Genomic DNA, 16,197 nt, shown 5'->3' with positions numbered 1-16,197 from the left:
TTAAGACAAGCAAGAATAGAACAACTTCTATTTAAGAAATACTTACAACATTAATTTAAATGCAACACTTTGAAAAAGAATACAGCTTCTTTCAGAGTTATATATATAAGTAGAGTTTTTTTATCTATATATCATTTAAATTAAATAAGTCATAAAATTTCTATAATTTGAGTGTAATTATGTTTATTCTACCTTGGAATGCAATTCCAATTATTTCACGTGCATTATTCAAAGAATTGTGCATCCAAATCTGATAGAATTAATATGTTTTTTACAATAAGAATTTTCATATCATCATAATTTACTTTATCACGTTTATGGACCACTACTGAATGACAGTAGTGGTCTATCATATCATATATCATATCTAATTTTTCATGTGGATTAGAAATGTCAAAACCAAGTGCTGGCAAGGTATCTGCAATTTTACATAAAAGATTATCTTTAAACTGATTCATATGTTTTCCTACATCTGGGTCTGAATGTCGCATAGCTTCAAATTCTTCATGACACGACTTGAACGTTTTATGAAATTGAACGACCTTGTCTATAATGTCAGACAGAAAACCTTGTAATATCTTTTTATCTTTGGATAAATGTAATTCTTCAAGTATTTTGACATCAAACTTAGGAATTATCTCATCTATAGCTGCTAAAAGAATTGCTTTCTTATCTTGAAAATAATGATAGACAATTCCTGTAGAGACACCAGCTTCTTTTGCAATTTCATTGGTATTGGTATGATGGAAACCTTTTTCGCGGAATAGCTTTATTCCTGCTTGTGCAATTTTTCTTTTTTTTTCTATTGAACGTGCTTGACGTGGTTCTCTTATTTTAATTTTAGACATAATATAACTTCCTTTTTATGTGATTAACAAATGAGTATATCTAATGCTTTTAGTATCATGATTATGTAAATTCATTATAAAATATGGTTTTTTCTTAGTCAACCAAAATGTGAGAAAAATATCGAATTTTGGTTGACAATCATATAACGCTATGCTAATATTTAACCGAAATGTGATATTTATATCATATTATGTTTTTTTAAATAAAGATAGGGGATATATCCAATAGAATCATTTAGTGTTGGCTTTAAATTAATGCTAAAGTTTATGATTAATGAAAAAATGATTCGTGTTGTAATTAAATTTAAGAAAGGAGAGAACTAATGTTGAGAACAATTAAAGGTAAATTGTATTTTTTAGTATCAATTTTAATAATTGCTATTATTTGTATTGGTGCTAATTTATTATTTGCTTTAAAAGATGTAAACAGTCAATCTACACTAATTTCTAGCAGAATTGTACCCAAAGTTATATATTCAGAGGAATTGAGTACCATGGCTTCAGATTTTAGAATCCTTGAATATGAGCATATTATTGCTCAAGATGACAATACAATGTCTACAAAAGAAAACGATATGGAAGCAAAGAAAAAAGAAATAGAAGATGTTTTTAGTAAATATAAACAGACTATATCTAGTGATGAGGGGCAAAAACTATTTGATGCTGCTGAAAAAGATTGGTCTGATTATTTAGTTTTACATAAACAAGTTAGGGAATTAAGTAGAAGTTTAAAAACAGATGATGCAATGGCAATAATGAATACAAAGTCAAAAGATGCTTTTGCTGCAACTTCTGATTCTTTATTGAAATTAGTAAAATATAATAAAAATAATGCTAGTAGTACTAGTGCAGAAGGTGATGCAGTATATTCTAGATCTGTCAAAATAAATATAATTGCAATAGTGTTAGTTAGTGTTATTGGAATAGGGCTTTCAATATTTATGATTCAATCTATAAGAAAATCATTGAAAACTTTAAAAAGGGAATTGGATGAACTTTCAGAAAAGGGTGGAGATTTAACAAAGGATATAGTTGTTTCGTCTAAAGATGAAATCAATGATCTTGCATTTAGTATAAATAAATTTATTCGTAATTTAAGAAATATTGTTACATCTGTTAGTGAAAGTACTGATAATATCGAAGCAGTTGTAAGTGAGATTGAAGTTAATATGAATAACTTAAATGAAAATATAGAACAGGTATCTGCAAATACAGAGGAACTATCTGCAACTATGGAAGAAACAGCAGCTTCTGCAGAAGAAATGTCTGCAACATCTGAGGAGATAAGAAGTGCTGTTGAAACAATTGCTCAAAAATCGCAAGAAGGAGCAATTAAAGCGGGGGAAATAAATCAAAGAGCTACAGATATGAGAGGGAATGTACAAGCTTCACAAAAAAGGTCAGGTGAAGTATATATGGAGACAAAAGCTGAGCTTGAAAAAGCTATAGAATCATCAAAGGTCGTAGACAAAATAAATGTACTGTCAGATTCTATAATGGAGATAACATCACAAACAAATCTTCTAGCATTAAATGCAGCAATTGAAGCTGCAAGAGCAGGGGAAGCTGGAAAAGGTTTTTCAGTTGTAGCGGAGGAAATAAGAAAGCTTGCTGAAGAATCTACAAATGCGGTAGCTGAAATTCAAAGTATAACAAGTAATGTAACAAAGTCAGTAGAGAATCTTTCTGAAAATGCAAATAAGCTATTAGATTTCATGGAAACAGATGTAGCAAGGGATTATAGTAATATAGTTGATATTTCAGAACAATACAGCAAAGATGCCGATTTTATTGATTCACTTGTTTCAAATTTTAGTGCGACTTCAGAGGAACTTTTAGCGTCTTTAGGAAGTGTGCTAGAAGCCATTGATTCAGTTGCAAGTGCAGCTAGTGAAGGAGCAGGAGGAACAACTGATATTGCAGTTAGAGTTTCACAAGTTAGTGATAAATCTAATATAATATTAAAAGAAGCTCATTCTTCAAAAGAAAATGCTGATAAATTACGAGGAGAAATATCTAAGTTTAAAATTTAGCTCATATAGATATCCAAATCAAGAATTAGATTTATGTGGTAACTTACCGAAATCCTATATATATATTTGTTCCATCGGACTTATGAAATTTTCGTTGGAAGATTCTAAATGGGAGCTTGTGCCCATTTCTACATGTTCCAAATATTCATTTTGACAAGCAGTAAATGGAACAATTTCCCATTAAGAATCTTCAACAGCTCAATTTCAAATGCCTCTTTCACAAATATATATATGATTTCTAGTGGAGATATTAATTACAAATAAGTGAATTCTTAAATTGGATATCTATATATAGATAAATAACTTTGAATATAGACTTATGTAATAACTTACTTAGGGTATGTAGTAGATTTGTTTTACAGAAATTTACTATATACCCTCTTTTTCTTGGATTATATATAACTTGGATATGAATTTCTACAAGTAGAAGTTGCTCAATTTCTGCATCTTCCTCAAACAAGTTAAGGACAAGCAAGAATGGAACAACTTCTGCTGAAGAAATACCTACAATTAACTATTAATTATTCTTTCTAATATTTCATCATCTGTATTATCATTCTTTTTTGTTTTTAAAATATTAATTATTTCACTATACGTTTTTCCTGCCGCCAACAGTTTCATAAATTTTTCATCGATTTTTACTCCATTTAAGTATTGAGTTTTATTTTCTCTATCTATTCTTAATATATCGCATGCTTTGGGAGGAGTATTGTCATTTTTATCTATTAGTTTATTTTGTTGTGAAGAATCTACTTTCTGTATAGATGAAGTAGATTCTTCTATACTGTTTTTAGTGTAAAGAGTATTATAATTATATAGATTTTTACTTTGAACCGATAATAAATTCATTCGTCTGTAACTCCTTATAATATATGTATTCCAGTCTTAAAAACTCCAGTTCCGTTAGTTGAAATGGAAATGGTTGAAAAATCACCACTTGTAACATTATCTATTTTCCATATGTCAATAAAACCATCAACTATTTTATCTCCATTAAAATCAAGTGTTACTGAATCGTATTTGCTTACATTTTGACCATTAAATGTTGCAGACTCCTGACCATATCCAATTTCTTCAGTTAATATATATATTGTTCCATTGTGATCAAATTTAGTTACTGTTTGATTTCTAGCAATATTTTCTCCGTAGTAAGTACTACCATTTTTGGAATCCCCTATAAAATAAATATAATAATCACTAAGCCTTGGAGCCATTCCTCTTAATCCTAAAGTCTGTATTTTATTGTTTTTTAATTTATCAGCAATATAGTCATCTTTTAAATTTGGATATTTACTCAAAAACTCTTGACTAATTTTTTCTTGTTCATCCGTCATAATACTATTAATTTTAGTTTATTTATGTGTATTGGCATTATGATTGGTACTTGCAAAAACAGCATTTGTTGAAATTGATGCAAATACTGTAGCACTAATATACATTGATAATATCTTTTTAAATTTCATAATTAAAATACCTTCTCTCAATTTTGTATATTTTACTATTCTACATAATATTAACATATAATAAACAAATATTATTCAGAATGTTGTAAAATTGGGTTATAATTCTTAGGATACTGTTAAATGTAAAGGGTAGAGCCAACAAAACTCAACACTCAGAAAACTATTTGCATACTAACTTTAACGTCAGCATAACATTCAGTAGCTACTTCTTCCTTAATTTCAGCATAGGCAATTTTTTCATTCTTTTAGAAATTATAATGCAGTTAAATCCACTGGTGAATTTTAGGAGAAATATAAATGTAAGGATACTAAAGCTAAGTTAAATCATATTTTTCATGTGATCAAATATTATTTGACTTCAAATTTTGTAACTTTTCTTTGAGCAACTTTTACTTCAGATTGCTGAGATTTTATTTTTTGGTATTTGTTATTTGTATAATTAATGGCAATATGTTATAATCTCCTAGGGAAATTTTGGGTTTAATGGAGGGGAATAATGAAAAAATGGGAAGTTGAATCTGATGGAGTTAAGCATGAGATTCAATATAAAACAGGATTAAGAGTAAAAATTATTGTAGATGGTGAAACTTATAAAGTAAAATCATCAAATTCTTTTATCAATATAATTGATTATGGTATTAATTTTGGAAATACAGAATGTAAATTGGTTGCAATTGGCAACAAAGTAGATTTAGCAGTCAATGGTATGTTTCTTGGAAGCAATAAACCATATGAGCCAATAAGCAATGTACCTGCATTTGTTTGGGTACTTATCGGAGTAAGCACACTAGGAGGTTATCTGCTTTCTGGAATTTTAAGCTTAGTTTTAGGTGCATTGATGAGTTCGCTTTATGTTAAATTTGCGCTTCAAAAAAATAAAGGTGCTTTGATAGGTTCCTTTATAGGTTGCTCTGCTATTCAAATATTAATTTTATGTGCTCTTTTCTCAGTAATGAGATAATTTTTAGGTGATATATATATGGATGGCGATAATAAAGATGTGAATATTGAACATAAAAAAGCAGTAGTAACTAATCAATTAGCGAAGAAAAATAATGGCACTTCAATAAGTTCATTAGTATGGGGGATAATTTCCTTAGGACTTTGCTGGGCTTTTATTATTTCTATAATTACCGGTATTGTAGGTATAATTTATGGAATCATTAGTATTGCAAAAAAACGTGATGGGTTTAATATTGCTTTTGCAGGAATATTAGCATCTTTGATTGGTTTATTGATTAGTTTCTTTTTATCAGCATTAAGTATAGCTGCTTTACTTCTAAAATAAATAAACAACTTTGAATTTAGACTTATGTGATGAACAAGCAAAACAGAGGTCATGCATTTGTTTCGGTAACACGATACAAATGCATGACCTCTTTTAAGATAATTATTATCACATGTATGTCGACTTCATTTATTATTGGTAGTCTTGTAACAGGCTTTACGCATACAGATTTTTATCGAGTATATTGTCAAAAATCAATAGCGATCTTTTATTAGGTATAGAATTAATGAAAGATTAAAAGGGTATGAGTAAAAGTAAGCTGCACTTTTGAGAATTGGAGTGTCAGTATAAGTTTAATTAACATATTAATGGAGAGATGAGATTGGGAAACATAAAACAGTGGTCATTTGAATTTAAAGAATTAAAATATTTTTTATTTAAGAAGAAAGTTTGCAAAATATGTGGGACAAAAATGAAGAAAGTAACAAGTGAAAAGTATATAGGAATGAAAAAGTTTGATGGAATTATAACAGGTCCATCATATGATAAAGCATATGAAGTTACGATTTTTTACTATTGTCCAAAATGTGATGAAAAATATTCTATAGTAGAATTAGCTAAGGCACATGAAATCTAATTTTATGATGTTCCTTTTTAGTTTTTGGTTTAATAAAAGCATTTTGTGGTATATAATAAAAGCATAAATATATTTAAGGTGTGGTGATTAAAGTGTTAAGGAGAGAAGTTTTAGATGATGGGTTTATAATGTCACCTAAAAATGATTTTGTTTTTAAATTATTATTTGGAGATAGTAAGAATAAGGATTTATTAATAGAGCTATTGAATGCAATACTTAAAATGCCACATGATGAATTAGAAGATATAGAACTCAGTAATACAGAATTACTAAGAGAGTTTGCAGAAGATAGAAAAGGAATACTAGATGTTAGAGCTAAAACCAAGAATGGCGAACATGTAGATATAGAAATTCAAGTTTTATATACGGAGTATATGGCAGAAAGAACTCTGTTTTACTGGAATAAGATGTATAATGGGCAGATAAAATCAGGAGATACTTATGATAAACTCAAAAAATGTATCACTATAAATATAGTTGATTTTAAATGTATAGAAATAAATAAACTTCATACAAGTTTTCATATAACAGAGGATGAAACTAATCAAAAGTTAACAGATATATTAGAGATTCATTATCTAGAACTACCTAAATTGTTTGATAATAACATTCTCAAAGACGAAGATGACCTAGTTGTTCAATGGATGATGTTTTTAGAAGCAAGAAATAAGGAGGCGTTTGAGATGTTAGCAGAGAAGAATGAGAAAATAAGAAAAGCTTATAATATTCTTGAAGTTATAAGTAAAGATGATAAGGCAAGAGCTGCGTATGAATCGAGGGAAGCCGAACTTCATGATCAAATGACAAGACTAAAGAGTGCAAAGGAAGAAGGAATTAAAGAAGGAATTAAAACAGGAATTAAAACAGGAATTAAAGAAGGATTAAAAGAAGCAACAATAAAAAATGCTAAGAATTTTTTGATTATGGGGTTAGATGTTGATATAGTTGCAAAAGGAACTGGATTAAGTGTAGAGGAAGTTCAGAAAATTAATGAAGAATTAAATTAAGTACATGAAGAAAATCTTAGTGTACGTTAGCAATTTAGCTTCTAAGTTATAGAAACATTGATATCAGTAGTATTGTTAGTAATTTAAAAATAGTATCAAATTTGGAGAATTTTTATTATAAACGAAACCTCATTTTTGTTAAACTAATAACTGAGAGGAATACGTTAACTAAACTGATTTAATAAAATAAGAAAAATTAACTATAAAAAAGATTATATAAAGCATTATATTTTAAATAGCGGTTTGAAAAAATGACTGCTATCTAGAAGATAATGTTTTTTTATTTTTTGAGAGTATAGATATCAAAATTTTCAGTAACAGAAACATGATCTCTATTTCGGTTTGTTATCACATAAGACATAAGTTGCTTATCTATAAAAAGTCCAATGATTTTAAAATGTTTAATAAAAAGAAAATTGCACAAAGAAGTCAAAAATATTATAATTATAGAATAAATTGTATTTTTAGTAATAACAAGTTATTTAAAATAATTTATGGGAAATGATAAGGAGATAACTAAAGATAAATAAAATATAAGAGACTTAAAGTTAAAAAGAAATAAAACGTTGAGAGGATTTTTATGAGTTTCTGGACGAATAATAAAATTTATTGTAGTCAGACAATCATAAAGAAAATTTAAAGTATAGAGGAAGAAAAATATATGGAAGGTGTAGAGAAACTTTTGTTCCGTTTGAGTAAGAGGTGTGATAAGTATGGATTTTAATATTGGAAATTTGGTAAGTAGCGTTGTAGGTGCAGTTGTGGCAGTAGCAATTGCAGTAGCAGAAGAAATATCTTCAGTAAGACAAGCAGTTATTGGAGCTGAAGCAGCGGTTGCAAATGGAGAGATTGATGAAGAGGAAATTAATGAAGCGATAGAAAAAGCCAATAAAGTGCTGGTTGGGGCTTTTATGGCGATGTTTGGAGCTGGATTATCAGAAAGGGAAAATGAAACTGAAAATGGTGAAAACAATGATAAGTATAGAATTAATAAAGGGGAATCAGGAGATGGATTCTGGGGAAAGGTTGCTGATGCATGGGTATCTTCTTCAGTATATGATGCATTGGCATCAATAGCTGAGTGGGAAGATGAAAATCCTGAGGCAATGGATGTATTAAATTTTATGACTATATTTATGCATCCAGGTAGAACTGGTGGTGCTAATGGTGTAGAATATAAGTCACAAGTAATAGAAAACAGAAGTACGCAGATTGAAGAAAGGGCAGGACGAACTACAAATAATCCTATAATAAACAATATAAGAAATAAAGTACCAAATGATGAAGTGAATTCACCGGAAAGTCGAGGAAATGCACCTATTAGTAATAAAGATGGACGTCCGATTGAAATACATCATAATGATCAGAAGCCTGAGGGGCCTTTTGATGAGATGCATCCATCTGACCATAGGTATGGAGAAAACTATAAGGAAAATCATCCAAACTATAATGAACCATCTAAAATTGATAGAAAACAATTTAGGAAACATAGACGTGAATACTGGGAAAATGAATGGGATAATGGTAGGTGGAATAAGTAAAATGGAGGGATATATAAATGAATATTGAAGAATTTAAGTATTTTAGTAATCCGATAAAAAATGCGGAAATTACAGATGTGAAATGTCAATCTTGTGGATCAAATGAAAATTGTCTTGAAGGAGAATATTTTGACTGTGGTGATGATGTAGTTTCGGTTTGTCTTGAATGTTTATCAAAAGGTAAAATCACGGTGAAAATTCCTGATTTTATAAAAAATAGGATTGTAAATCACTTAAAAGAAACTAGGTATGTGAAAAATGACAACCAACCAGAAGAAAGAGCAGATAGTTTAATAGACGAATTAAGTAAGAATCCTCCAGTACCTTGGATTCAATATAATGATTGGCCAGTATGCTGTGGTGACTTTGGTAGATATTTAGGTGAATGGGGAAAGGATGAAATAATCAAGCAGGCTCCAGATGGAAATGGAAAGAATTATATTATATCTATCTTGGATGATTTTAGTAGGAGTAAGATTGATAATGTTGATTACTTTTGGAATGACATTGGGAGAAACACTGCAGTATTTGTTTTTGAATGCATTAATTGTTCAAAATATATTGCCATATGTCAAAGTTATTAGTAAATTTTCGGAGTTATGTTATTAAAACATAATAATATATCCTTGATTACAGTAAGAACTGCAATAATGTTAGTATAAAAACTTGATTATTATTGGGAAAATTATTTAGGTGGTATATTTTTAAAAATGAGTAATATACAGGTAGACTTAATACCAAAAAACTAATAGCAAAACTTCAATGGAGTAATTTGTCCATTGGAGTTTTATTTGTATTATTTAATTTAGATGCAATATTATATAGCTTTGCTTCATATAGAGTTACAATTGTTTATTGTACTATAGTTTAACATAGTACTTATTACAACATATTCTTGAAAAATTATCCAGATTATATATATTATAATGGCTCTCGGCTTTTCATGTGATTAAATCTAGTTTACAGTAGTTTTTTATCTAGTAACTAAATTATAATGTCTTAACTTTAAGTCCATATTTGCTTATCTATGAAAAATCCAATGATTTAAAAATGTTTAGTAAAAAGAAAATTGCACAAAGAAGTCAAGAATATTATAGTCCAGAGTTGCCAAGTTCTAATCGAAGCCACCAAGGTGAAGATATGACAGAACAATATTTTGGTCCATGATAAAGGAGAGATAAATAATGAGTATACATAATGAAAATAAGATAATAGCAAAATCAGCTTTTGATGCGTTTGGAGGGAAGCCATTAGTTACAAAATATTGGGATGATAAAAAAGAGAATTCAATTGATATTCTCTCATGCAGTGATAGACCATATAATGGAATTACTTCGTATTCAACAATAGGTCTTTCAAGTTATTCTATTGGATATAAAGCAGATACTGTACCTTTGCGTGTCGAAATAGTGGGAGCATGTGCTTCGGGAGTTGATTGCTTTAGGAATATAGTAGCAAGTTGTGCATTCAATATAATGAACACTAAATTTAAATGTTATCCAGGAGTTATATTTGAAAATGTAGTAAAGTTTTATATGCCTGATTGTTTTATGAAACATATTTTGTTTATCTCACCTTTCCTTTGGGACGATAGGTTAAAAACTCTAAGTTTTGAAGACAAAAAAGTTGCTTGGCTACTTGCTATTCCAATTTCTGAAGAGGAGTTCAAGTATGCAAAGGATAAAGGTTCTGATGCATTAGAGGAACTTTTTGAGGAAAAACAAATAGATATTTTTAACTTAAACAGAAAATCGATATTATAATAAAAGCAACTATTGATGATTTTAATCATCTCCATAACCCCTTAATTATATTTAAGTCAGGACTATATGGAAAATACATTAATGTTGAAAAAGATGAAAGTGGAGAAAATATTAAATATAATGTAACTTGTTACGAGTATGGAAAAAATGGTAATATAACTAAGATAATAACTCCAAAAGGATATGAAATTGGAAGAGTTTATGATGAAATTGATAGGATTAGGCACATGAAAGAAAATAACAAGTCCAAAATGTCATGATTATTTTTCATCAGGCAAGGAAGCAGATTTGTCTCATAGCAGGCTATTAGAGGAATTTGCTAACGCAGCATGATGAAAAATAGGCTTGGCAGATGGACTTGTTATTTTTTTGAATGTGCCTTATAGAGCAGTATGAAAAAGATGAAGAAAACGGAATCTTTAGAAGTCATTTTTATAAATATGATAATGCTAATAATGTTATATCTTTAAGTGAAGGTTCTAAAGAAGGAACTCAAAAGAAAAAGTCTTATATATATGATTCAAAGAACAGGCTTACTCATTTTATTAATGCATCAGGCAATAAAACAAGATTATTTTATGATAAAAATGATAGAATTATAAAACAAGTATTGCCAGAGCAGTATGATAGTGATTTAGATGATGGTGTTGGTACGACTTATTCTTATAACTTAAAAGGAAAAGTAGTTGAAGTAAAGAATGCTTTAGGAGAAATCATAACTAAAAATACTTATGATCCTAAGGGAAATATTAAAGCTTCAATTGATGGAGAAAATAACAAAGTAGAATATACTTATACCATGCTTGGTCAAATAAAAAATATTGTTACTCCAAATTCAAGAATGGAAAATAAAGCAGCTCAAAGTTATAAATATGATGCTAGAGGAAATATCACAGGAATAACTGATGGTAATGGAAATGAAACAAGCTATCTTTTAGATGATTGGGGAAGAATTGTTCAAATAACAACTCCAGAGGGCAATGTTGAAAAATACACTTATGATTATGCAGGAAATATAACAAGTACTACTGATGCAAATGGTGGAACTATAGAATATTTCTATAATAGTTTAGGACAAGTATGCGAAATAAAAGATCAAGAAGGAAATAGTGAATATTTCTATTATGACAGTGAAGGAAATTTAACTAAGCACATTGATAGAAATCAAAATCATGTAGATAGAAAATATAACATTGATAGAAATATAGTTGATTTAAAAGCATATCAATTAGATAAAGAAGCAATAGCTTTAGAGAAAAAGGAAAGTGAAGAAGAAGCTAAAAAGCTGGAAAAAGAAAAAATCAAAAGTTTAAATACATCGCCTGGCCGTAATAGATTTACTGAGAGAATGAAAAGGAAAAAATCACAACAAGAATTAGAAAAACAGAATTCTAATTGTGAGATGAAAGATTCAGAAGATTTCAGTAAAAATAAATTAAATGTAATAAGTCAAAGATTCAAATATAATTCAGATGGAACTTTAAAAAATGCATATACAGGAAATATGCAATATGAGTATACATATAATATTGAAGGATTATTAGAATCTAAGAGTGCATCTGGAAGAACACTTTTGAGATATACTTATGATAAAAATAATAATATCAAAACTATTAAAGATATTACAGGCAAGAGCAGTATTTATAGTTATGATGAAGAAAATAGAGTGAAGTTAATTCAAGATGATAATGAAAATAGCCTTGCAATCTATGATTATTATAAAAATAATAATATAAAATCAGTGACAGTAGGAAATGGATTAAAAAGTGATTATACTTATGATGGAGATGGAAATGTTCAAAGCTTAGTTACAATTTCATCAAATGGTGAAGTTTTAGTAGATTATAATTATGTGTATGATTTGAATGGAAACAGACTGCAAAAGGTAAGCTCAAAACATAAAAACTTCTATACTTATGATTGCATGAACAGGCTTAAAGAAGCAAGTTATGATGGTAGATGCGAATATTTCACTTATGATAAAGTAGGAAATAGATTAACTAAAACAACTAACGATATTACAGAAAAGTATGTTTATAATGTAAAAAATCAATTAAAAGAAATCCATGATGAAAGTGGAATAAGTTACTTTACATACGATAAGCAAGGAAATACAATAAAGGAAGAGACTGAAACTGGAAATAATATCTTTGAGTACAACACTTTAAATCAACAAGTAAAAGCTATAACTAAAGAAGGAAATACATTAGTAAGCAGATACGATACTGAAGGTTTAAGAGCAGAAATTGAGGAAAATGAAAAGTTAACTAAATTCATATTCCATAAAGATAATGTTTTAGTTGAAACTGATAAAGAATATAATGTTGTTTCTAGATTTACTAGAGGACATGAAATTGTTGCGGCCGATATTGCAGATTCGAGTGAAGATACAAATTCACAATTAGAATCTAATTTTAATAGGTACTACTATAATGTAGATGAGCAAGGTAGTACAGTATTTATTACTGATAAAAATCAAAATGTTAAAAACGAATATTATTATGATGCTTTTGGGCATGTTCTTGAAAGCAAAGAAGAAGTTCATAACAGGATAACTTATACTGGCCAACAGTTTGATGGAATTACAGGACAATATTATCTAAGAGCCAGATTCTACAATCCTGTTATTGGTAGATTTACTCAAGAAGATACTTATAGAGGCGATGGATTAAATCTTTATGCATATTGTAAGAATAACCCTGTTAATTATTATGATCCTAGTGGTTATGAAAGTGCAAGTAAGGCTAATCCATATCGAAGCAGCGAAATACCTGAGGGTGGAGTATGTGGAGAGAATAGTGGAAATTATCTTAATCAGGGGGCGGCTGAAGCTATAAAAACTAAAATGCTAGAATCACCTTCAGCTAAATTATGGGGAACATTAAAAGATGGAACTAATCAGGGAGTTAAACATTTTGCTGATTATTGGGATAAGTTTCCTGAACGTATACCATCATTAGCAAAAAGACTTGGTGTAGATGAATCAAAGTTTGAGAATACTGTGCAAGGGTTTGAGAATTTTACTGAACAAGCATCAAGAGTTAAAAATGAGTGCACAGCATCAAGATTAGATGTTAATGGTAAAGATATATATTTCTTAGAGGGAGCAGAAAAAGCTAAAAAGGGAGTAGTGGTAATAGTAAGGGATGGAAAAATTCAATCAATGATGCCAAGTGACCCAAAATCATTTAGTAAACTGGAATAAGGAGAATTAGAGATGAATAGTTTTAAGTTAGAGGAAATATATGGAGATGGATATGAAAGATGGGCGAAGGTAACAGAGTGCAGTTCAAATATTGAAAATTTAGTACATTTTTTAGAGTATGATGAATATTTAGAAAATGGAAATAATACAGGTAAAAGAAGAAAAGGAGATATTATAAATGGAAATATAAAAATAGATTTAGTAACAAAATATAAACTAATTGATAATGCTAAGAGTGGATTTGTTCAATCTATTGATAATTCTTCAAATATTACTGCAATTGGAAAGGTAAAGGAAATAGAAGATAGTGATACATTAATATGTAGTATTAATAATTTGGGCGAAAATATTATGGTAGAATTTGAAAATGATATTGATATAAAGGTTGGAGAAACCTTGGAAATAAGTGGTTCACTTGAATTAGAAATAGAATAAAATGATAAAACTGATGAATTATTATGATAAATATTACTGTATAAAGAAATAAATACAGAGCAATGTAGTAAATTCAATTAAGTTTGGAAAAGAACTTACTACATAATAATTCTATAGTAATCTTGCAGTTTCCTGTGTTAAAAATATAATCTAATAACTGAAAACAGATATCCCAAAGAGGTTCCATCACCGCTTGCTATTGAAACATATAATATATATACTTCTTTTTGATGTTTGCATTAAGCTAATAGCAAAATTCCAATAGATGATAACAATCAATCTATTGGAATTTTGTTTTTAAATATAATAGGATATAGATTGCAGAAACTTTTGATATAGAAAATCAAGTAGAATAAATTAATCATTTAATATTTTTTCTAAATAGGAAAAATATTATTATCAAAAAGCAAAGAGTTAAAAATGAATATTATTATGATGCTTTCGGGCAGGTTCTTGAAAGCAAAGAAGAAGTTCATAATAGGATAACTTATACTGGCCAGCAGCTTGATGGAATTACGGGACAATATTATCTAAGAGCCAGATTCTATAATCCTGTTATTGGTAGATTTACTCAGGAAGATACTTATAGAGGCGATGGACTAAATCTTTATGCATATTGTAAGAATAACCCTGTTAATTATTATGATCCTAGTGGATTTGAGAGTGCAAGTAAAGCTAATCCATATCGCAGCAGCGAAATACCTGATGGTGGAGTGTGTGGAGAGAATAGTGGAAATTATCTTAATCAGGGAGTTAGTAAAGTTAAAGATTATGGTAAGTATTCAACTAGTATTGATGATAAAGTAAAAGTGATTGATAAAGTAGACTTACCAGATTGGATAAGAGAATCATATACTGATGGTAATTACAGGACTGTAATTACAGAAGAAAACATCATATTTTATAGAACCTATGGAGGAGGAGCAAAACTTAATGGTTCATTTGTAACTACTAGTCCAGCTGGAAATAGAATAAATGCAAAAATAACTACTGCATTAGTACCTGATTGGAAAAATTCTAGACAATATGAGGCTGTTATAGAAGTACCAAAAGGACAAATATTAAATATAGGTAAAGTTGAAAAACAATATACAAAAACAGGGAAGGTATCTAAGATGAAAGGTGGAGGGCATGGGCAAGCTAACATTGACTTCTTAGATAAAAACGGAATTGAATATAATATTGAAAAAGAATATCCAAATGGTGTTAGGGTCGGAAATGTCCCTGACCACAAAGTTAAAGCAAAAAGAAGTGGAATGGAACAATCATGGTTCCCCAAAGCATGGTCTGAGAGTGATATACAAGCAGCAGGGGAAGCAGTAGCAAATATGTCGGGTAATACCGGTGTAGCAGATGGTGTAGCTGTATTTGGAGAATATAATGGTGTTAGAGTTGGGGTAATACGAACAAATGGTAAAATTGCAACTGTATTCCCAGACTCAGCAATGCAACCAGGTGATTAAAGGAAGGAGTAGTTTAATGATATATGAACAAATAAAAGAAATATTATCTAGAAGGGAAAAGCTTCATTCTGAAGATGACAATGGAATACAAAAATGCTGGGATGAATTAATTGAACTTCTTAGTAAAGATGAAGATAATACTATAGAATGTCTAAATTTGTGTACAAATAGTGAAGTTGATTGGCTAAGTGAAGTGTTTGAAGATGTTGCATATAATTTACAAAGCAGACGTTATATTGAATGTTTAAAAAAATTAGATATTAAGTATCCAGAATTAAATTTAACTAGAAGTATAACAATTGCAGAGGATTATTTAGAGTAGTTTATGATATAGAATAATTATATTTTAACTTCAAAATTCTAATAAAACCAACTACAAAACAATTGATATAGTGTCAATAGATTAGTAAATTAAGATATATACTTTAATAACATTAACTGATTGTATAATTATTATAATGTAGTAACTAGATGTACAAAACGGATTCCAATGTTAAAATGGTAGTAGCAGTAAAAGGTGATATGCTCCCTTTATAGTAGACAGTTAAAATAATAAAACTGTTTCTATAAAGGG

14 protein-coding genes and 2 pseudogenes are annotated in these 16,197 nt (G+C 29.0%); 13 read left to right on the top strand and 3 right to left on the bottom strand.

Translation table 11 applies throughout. From position 1 onward, the window contains the following. Positions 1-224: 224 nt before the first annotated feature. Entirely contained in the window at positions 225-848 is a 624-nt protein-coding gene (locus CLSA_RS16950; RefSeq protein WP_022747814.1) for a TetR/AcrR family transcriptional regulator, read from the bottom strand. Between the two features lie 323 nt (positions 849-1,171). Between CLSA_RS16950 and CLSA_RS16945 the strand changes: the two genes are divergently transcribed. Continuing rightward, on the top strand, positions 1,172-2,881 hold the full coding sequence (locus CLSA_RS16945; RefSeq protein ID WP_022747809.1) for a methyl-accepting chemotaxis protein: 1,710 nt from the start codon (positions 1,172-1,174) through the stop codon (positions 2,879-2,881). A 510-nt stretch (positions 2,882-3,391) separates the two neighbouring features. Here the strand turns inward: CLSA_RS16945 and CLSA_RS16940 are convergent. Both CLSA_RS16940 and CLSA_RS16935 read right to left on the bottom strand, forming a co-directional pair. Next, positions 3,392-3,730 carry a hypothetical protein gene (locus CLSA_RS16940; protein ID WP_022747805.1) on the bottom strand — a complete coding sequence of 113 codons (339 nt, stop codon included), beginning with the start codon at positions 3,728-3,730 and terminating at the stop codon, positions 3,392-3,394. A 14-nt stretch (positions 3,731-3,744) separates the two neighbouring features. Further along, positions 3,745-4,215, bottom strand: coding sequence for a DUF4879 domain-containing protein (locus tag CLSA_RS16935; protein ID WP_022747800.1), 471 nt, complete (start codon positions 4,213-4,215; stop codon positions 3,745-3,747). A gap of 625 nt (positions 4,216-4,840) precedes the next feature. On the opposite strand from CLSA_RS16935, the gene CLSA_RS16930 reads away from it, so the two are divergent. The 12 genes and pseudogenes from CLSA_RS16930 (at position 4,841) to CLSA_RS16880 (ending at position 15,945) form a co-directional block, all read left to right on the top strand. Beyond that, positions 4,841-5,305: a hypothetical protein gene (locus CLSA_RS16930; protein ID WP_022747792.1), complete on the top strand. Its 465-nt coding sequence runs from the start codon at positions 4,841-4,843 to the stop codon at positions 5,303-5,305. Between the two features lie 18 nt (positions 5,306-5,323). Continuing rightward, entirely contained in the window at positions 5,324-5,632 is a 309-nt protein-coding gene (locus tag CLSA_RS16925; protein ID WP_022747788.1) for a hypothetical protein, read from the top strand. Positions 5,633-5,954: 322 nt separating this feature from the next. After that, entirely contained in the window at positions 5,955-6,209 is a 255-nt protein-coding gene (locus tag CLSA_RS16920) for a hypothetical protein (protein ID WP_022747783.1), read from the top strand. Positions 6,210-6,292: 83 nt separating this feature from the next. Then, positions 6,293-7,216, top strand: a complete 924-nt coding sequence (locus CLSA_RS16915; protein WP_077393811.1) for an Rpn family recombination-promoting nuclease/putative transposase — start codon at positions 6,293-6,295, stop codon at positions 7,214-7,216. A gap of 713 nt (positions 7,217-7,929) precedes the next feature. Continuing rightward, the gene (locus tag CLSA_RS16910) at positions 7,930-8,757 is read left to right on the top strand and encodes an HNH/ENDO VII family nuclease (RefSeq protein ID WP_022747774.1); all 828 of its coding nucleotides are present in this window, start codon (positions 7,930-7,932) and stop codon (positions 8,755-8,757) included. A 17-nt stretch (positions 8,758-8,774) separates the two neighbouring features. Further along, positions 8,775-9,341 (top strand): CbrC family protein, encoded by a 567-nt coding sequence (locus CLSA_RS22230; protein ID WP_022747770.1) that lies wholly within the window; start codon positions 8,775-8,777, stop codon positions 9,339-9,341. Positions 9,342-9,941: 600 nt separating this feature from the next. Then, entirely contained in the window at positions 9,942-10,520 is a 579-nt protein-coding gene (locus CLSA_RS16900) for a suppressor of fused domain protein (RefSeq protein ID WP_022747765.1), read from the top strand. Between the two features lie 125 nt (positions 10,521-10,645). After that, positions 10,646-13,251: pseudogene (locus tag CLSA_RS16895) on the top strand (RHS repeat-associated core domain-containing protein); the annotation flags it as partial. Between the two features lie 486 nt (positions 13,252-13,737). Beyond that, a complete protein-coding gene (locus CLSA_RS16890; RefSeq protein WP_022747762.1) occupies positions 13,738-14,160 on the top strand; it encodes a hypothetical protein in 423 nt (140 codons plus the stop codon). 356 nt (positions 14,161-14,516) lie between these two features. Further along, a pseudogene (locus tag CLSA_RS24405) lies at positions 14,517-14,804 on the top strand (RHS repeat-associated core domain-containing protein); the annotation flags it as partial. A gap of 69 nt (positions 14,805-14,873) precedes the next feature. After that, positions 14,874-15,623 carry an EndoU domain-containing protein gene (locus CLSA_RS24115; RefSeq protein ID WP_022747758.1) on the top strand — a complete coding sequence of 250 codons (750 nt, stop codon included), beginning with the start codon at positions 14,874-14,876 and terminating at the stop codon, positions 15,621-15,623. 16 nt (positions 15,624-15,639) lie between these two features. Further along, on the top strand, positions 15,640-15,945 hold the full coding sequence (locus tag CLSA_RS16880; protein WP_022747754.1) for a hypothetical protein: 306 nt from the start codon (positions 15,640-15,642) through the stop codon (positions 15,943-15,945). The last annotated feature ends 252 nt before the right edge of the window (positions 15,946-16,197 follow it).

Source organism: Clostridium saccharobutylicum DSM 13864, assembly GCF_000473995.1.
GTDB classification, from domain to species: domain Bacteria; phylum Bacillota; class Clostridia; order Clostridiales; family Clostridiaceae; genus Clostridium; species Clostridium saccharobutylicum.
Note: the sequence above shows the minus strand (reverse complement) of the source record. Positions and strands in the feature narration are given on the sequence as shown.

What these genes read in the sequence shown, in the direction of transcription:
- CLSA_RS16925 (WP_022747788.1), top strand. Translation starts at nt 5,324, where the DNA reads ATGGATGGCGATAATAAAGATGTGAATATTGAACATAAAAAAGCAGTA.
- CLSA_RS16950 (WP_022747814.1), bottom strand. Translation starts at nt 848, where the DNA reads ATGTCTAAAATTAAAATAAGAGAACCACGTCAAGCACGTTCAATAGAA.
- CLSA_RS16935 (WP_022747800.1), bottom strand. Translation starts at nt 4,215, where the DNA reads ATGACGGATGAACAAGAAAAAATTAGTCAAGAGTTTTTGAGTAAATAT.
- CLSA_RS16945 (WP_022747809.1), top strand. Translation starts at nt 1,172, where the DNA reads ATGTTGAGAACAATTAAAGGTAAATTGTATTTTTTAGTATCAATTTTA.
- CLSA_RS16930 (WP_022747792.1), top strand. Translation starts at nt 4,841, where the DNA reads ATGAAAAAATGGGAAGTTGAATCTGATGGAGTTAAGCATGAGATTCAA.
- CLSA_RS16880 (WP_022747754.1), top strand. Translation starts at nt 15,640, where the DNA reads ATGATATATGAACAAATAAAAGAAATATTATCTAGAAGGGAAAAGCTT.
- CLSA_RS16910 (WP_022747774.1), top strand. Translation starts at nt 7,930, where the DNA reads ATGGATTTTAATATTGGAAATTTGGTAAGTAGCGTTGTAGGTGCAGTT.
- CLSA_RS16900 (WP_022747765.1), top strand. Translation starts at nt 9,942, where the DNA reads ATGAGTATACATAATGAAAATAAGATAATAGCAAAATCAGCTTTTGAT.
- CLSA_RS22230 (WP_022747770.1), top strand. Translation starts at nt 8,775, where the DNA reads ATGAATATTGAAGAATTTAAGTATTTTAGTAATCCGATAAAAAATGCG.
- CLSA_RS16890 (WP_022747762.1), top strand. Translation starts at nt 13,738, where the DNA reads ATGAATAGTTTTAAGTTAGAGGAAATATATGGAGATGGATATGAAAGA.
- CLSA_RS16940 (WP_022747805.1), bottom strand. Translation starts at nt 3,730, where the DNA reads ATGAATTTATTATCGGTTCAAAGTAAAAATCTATATAATTATAATACT.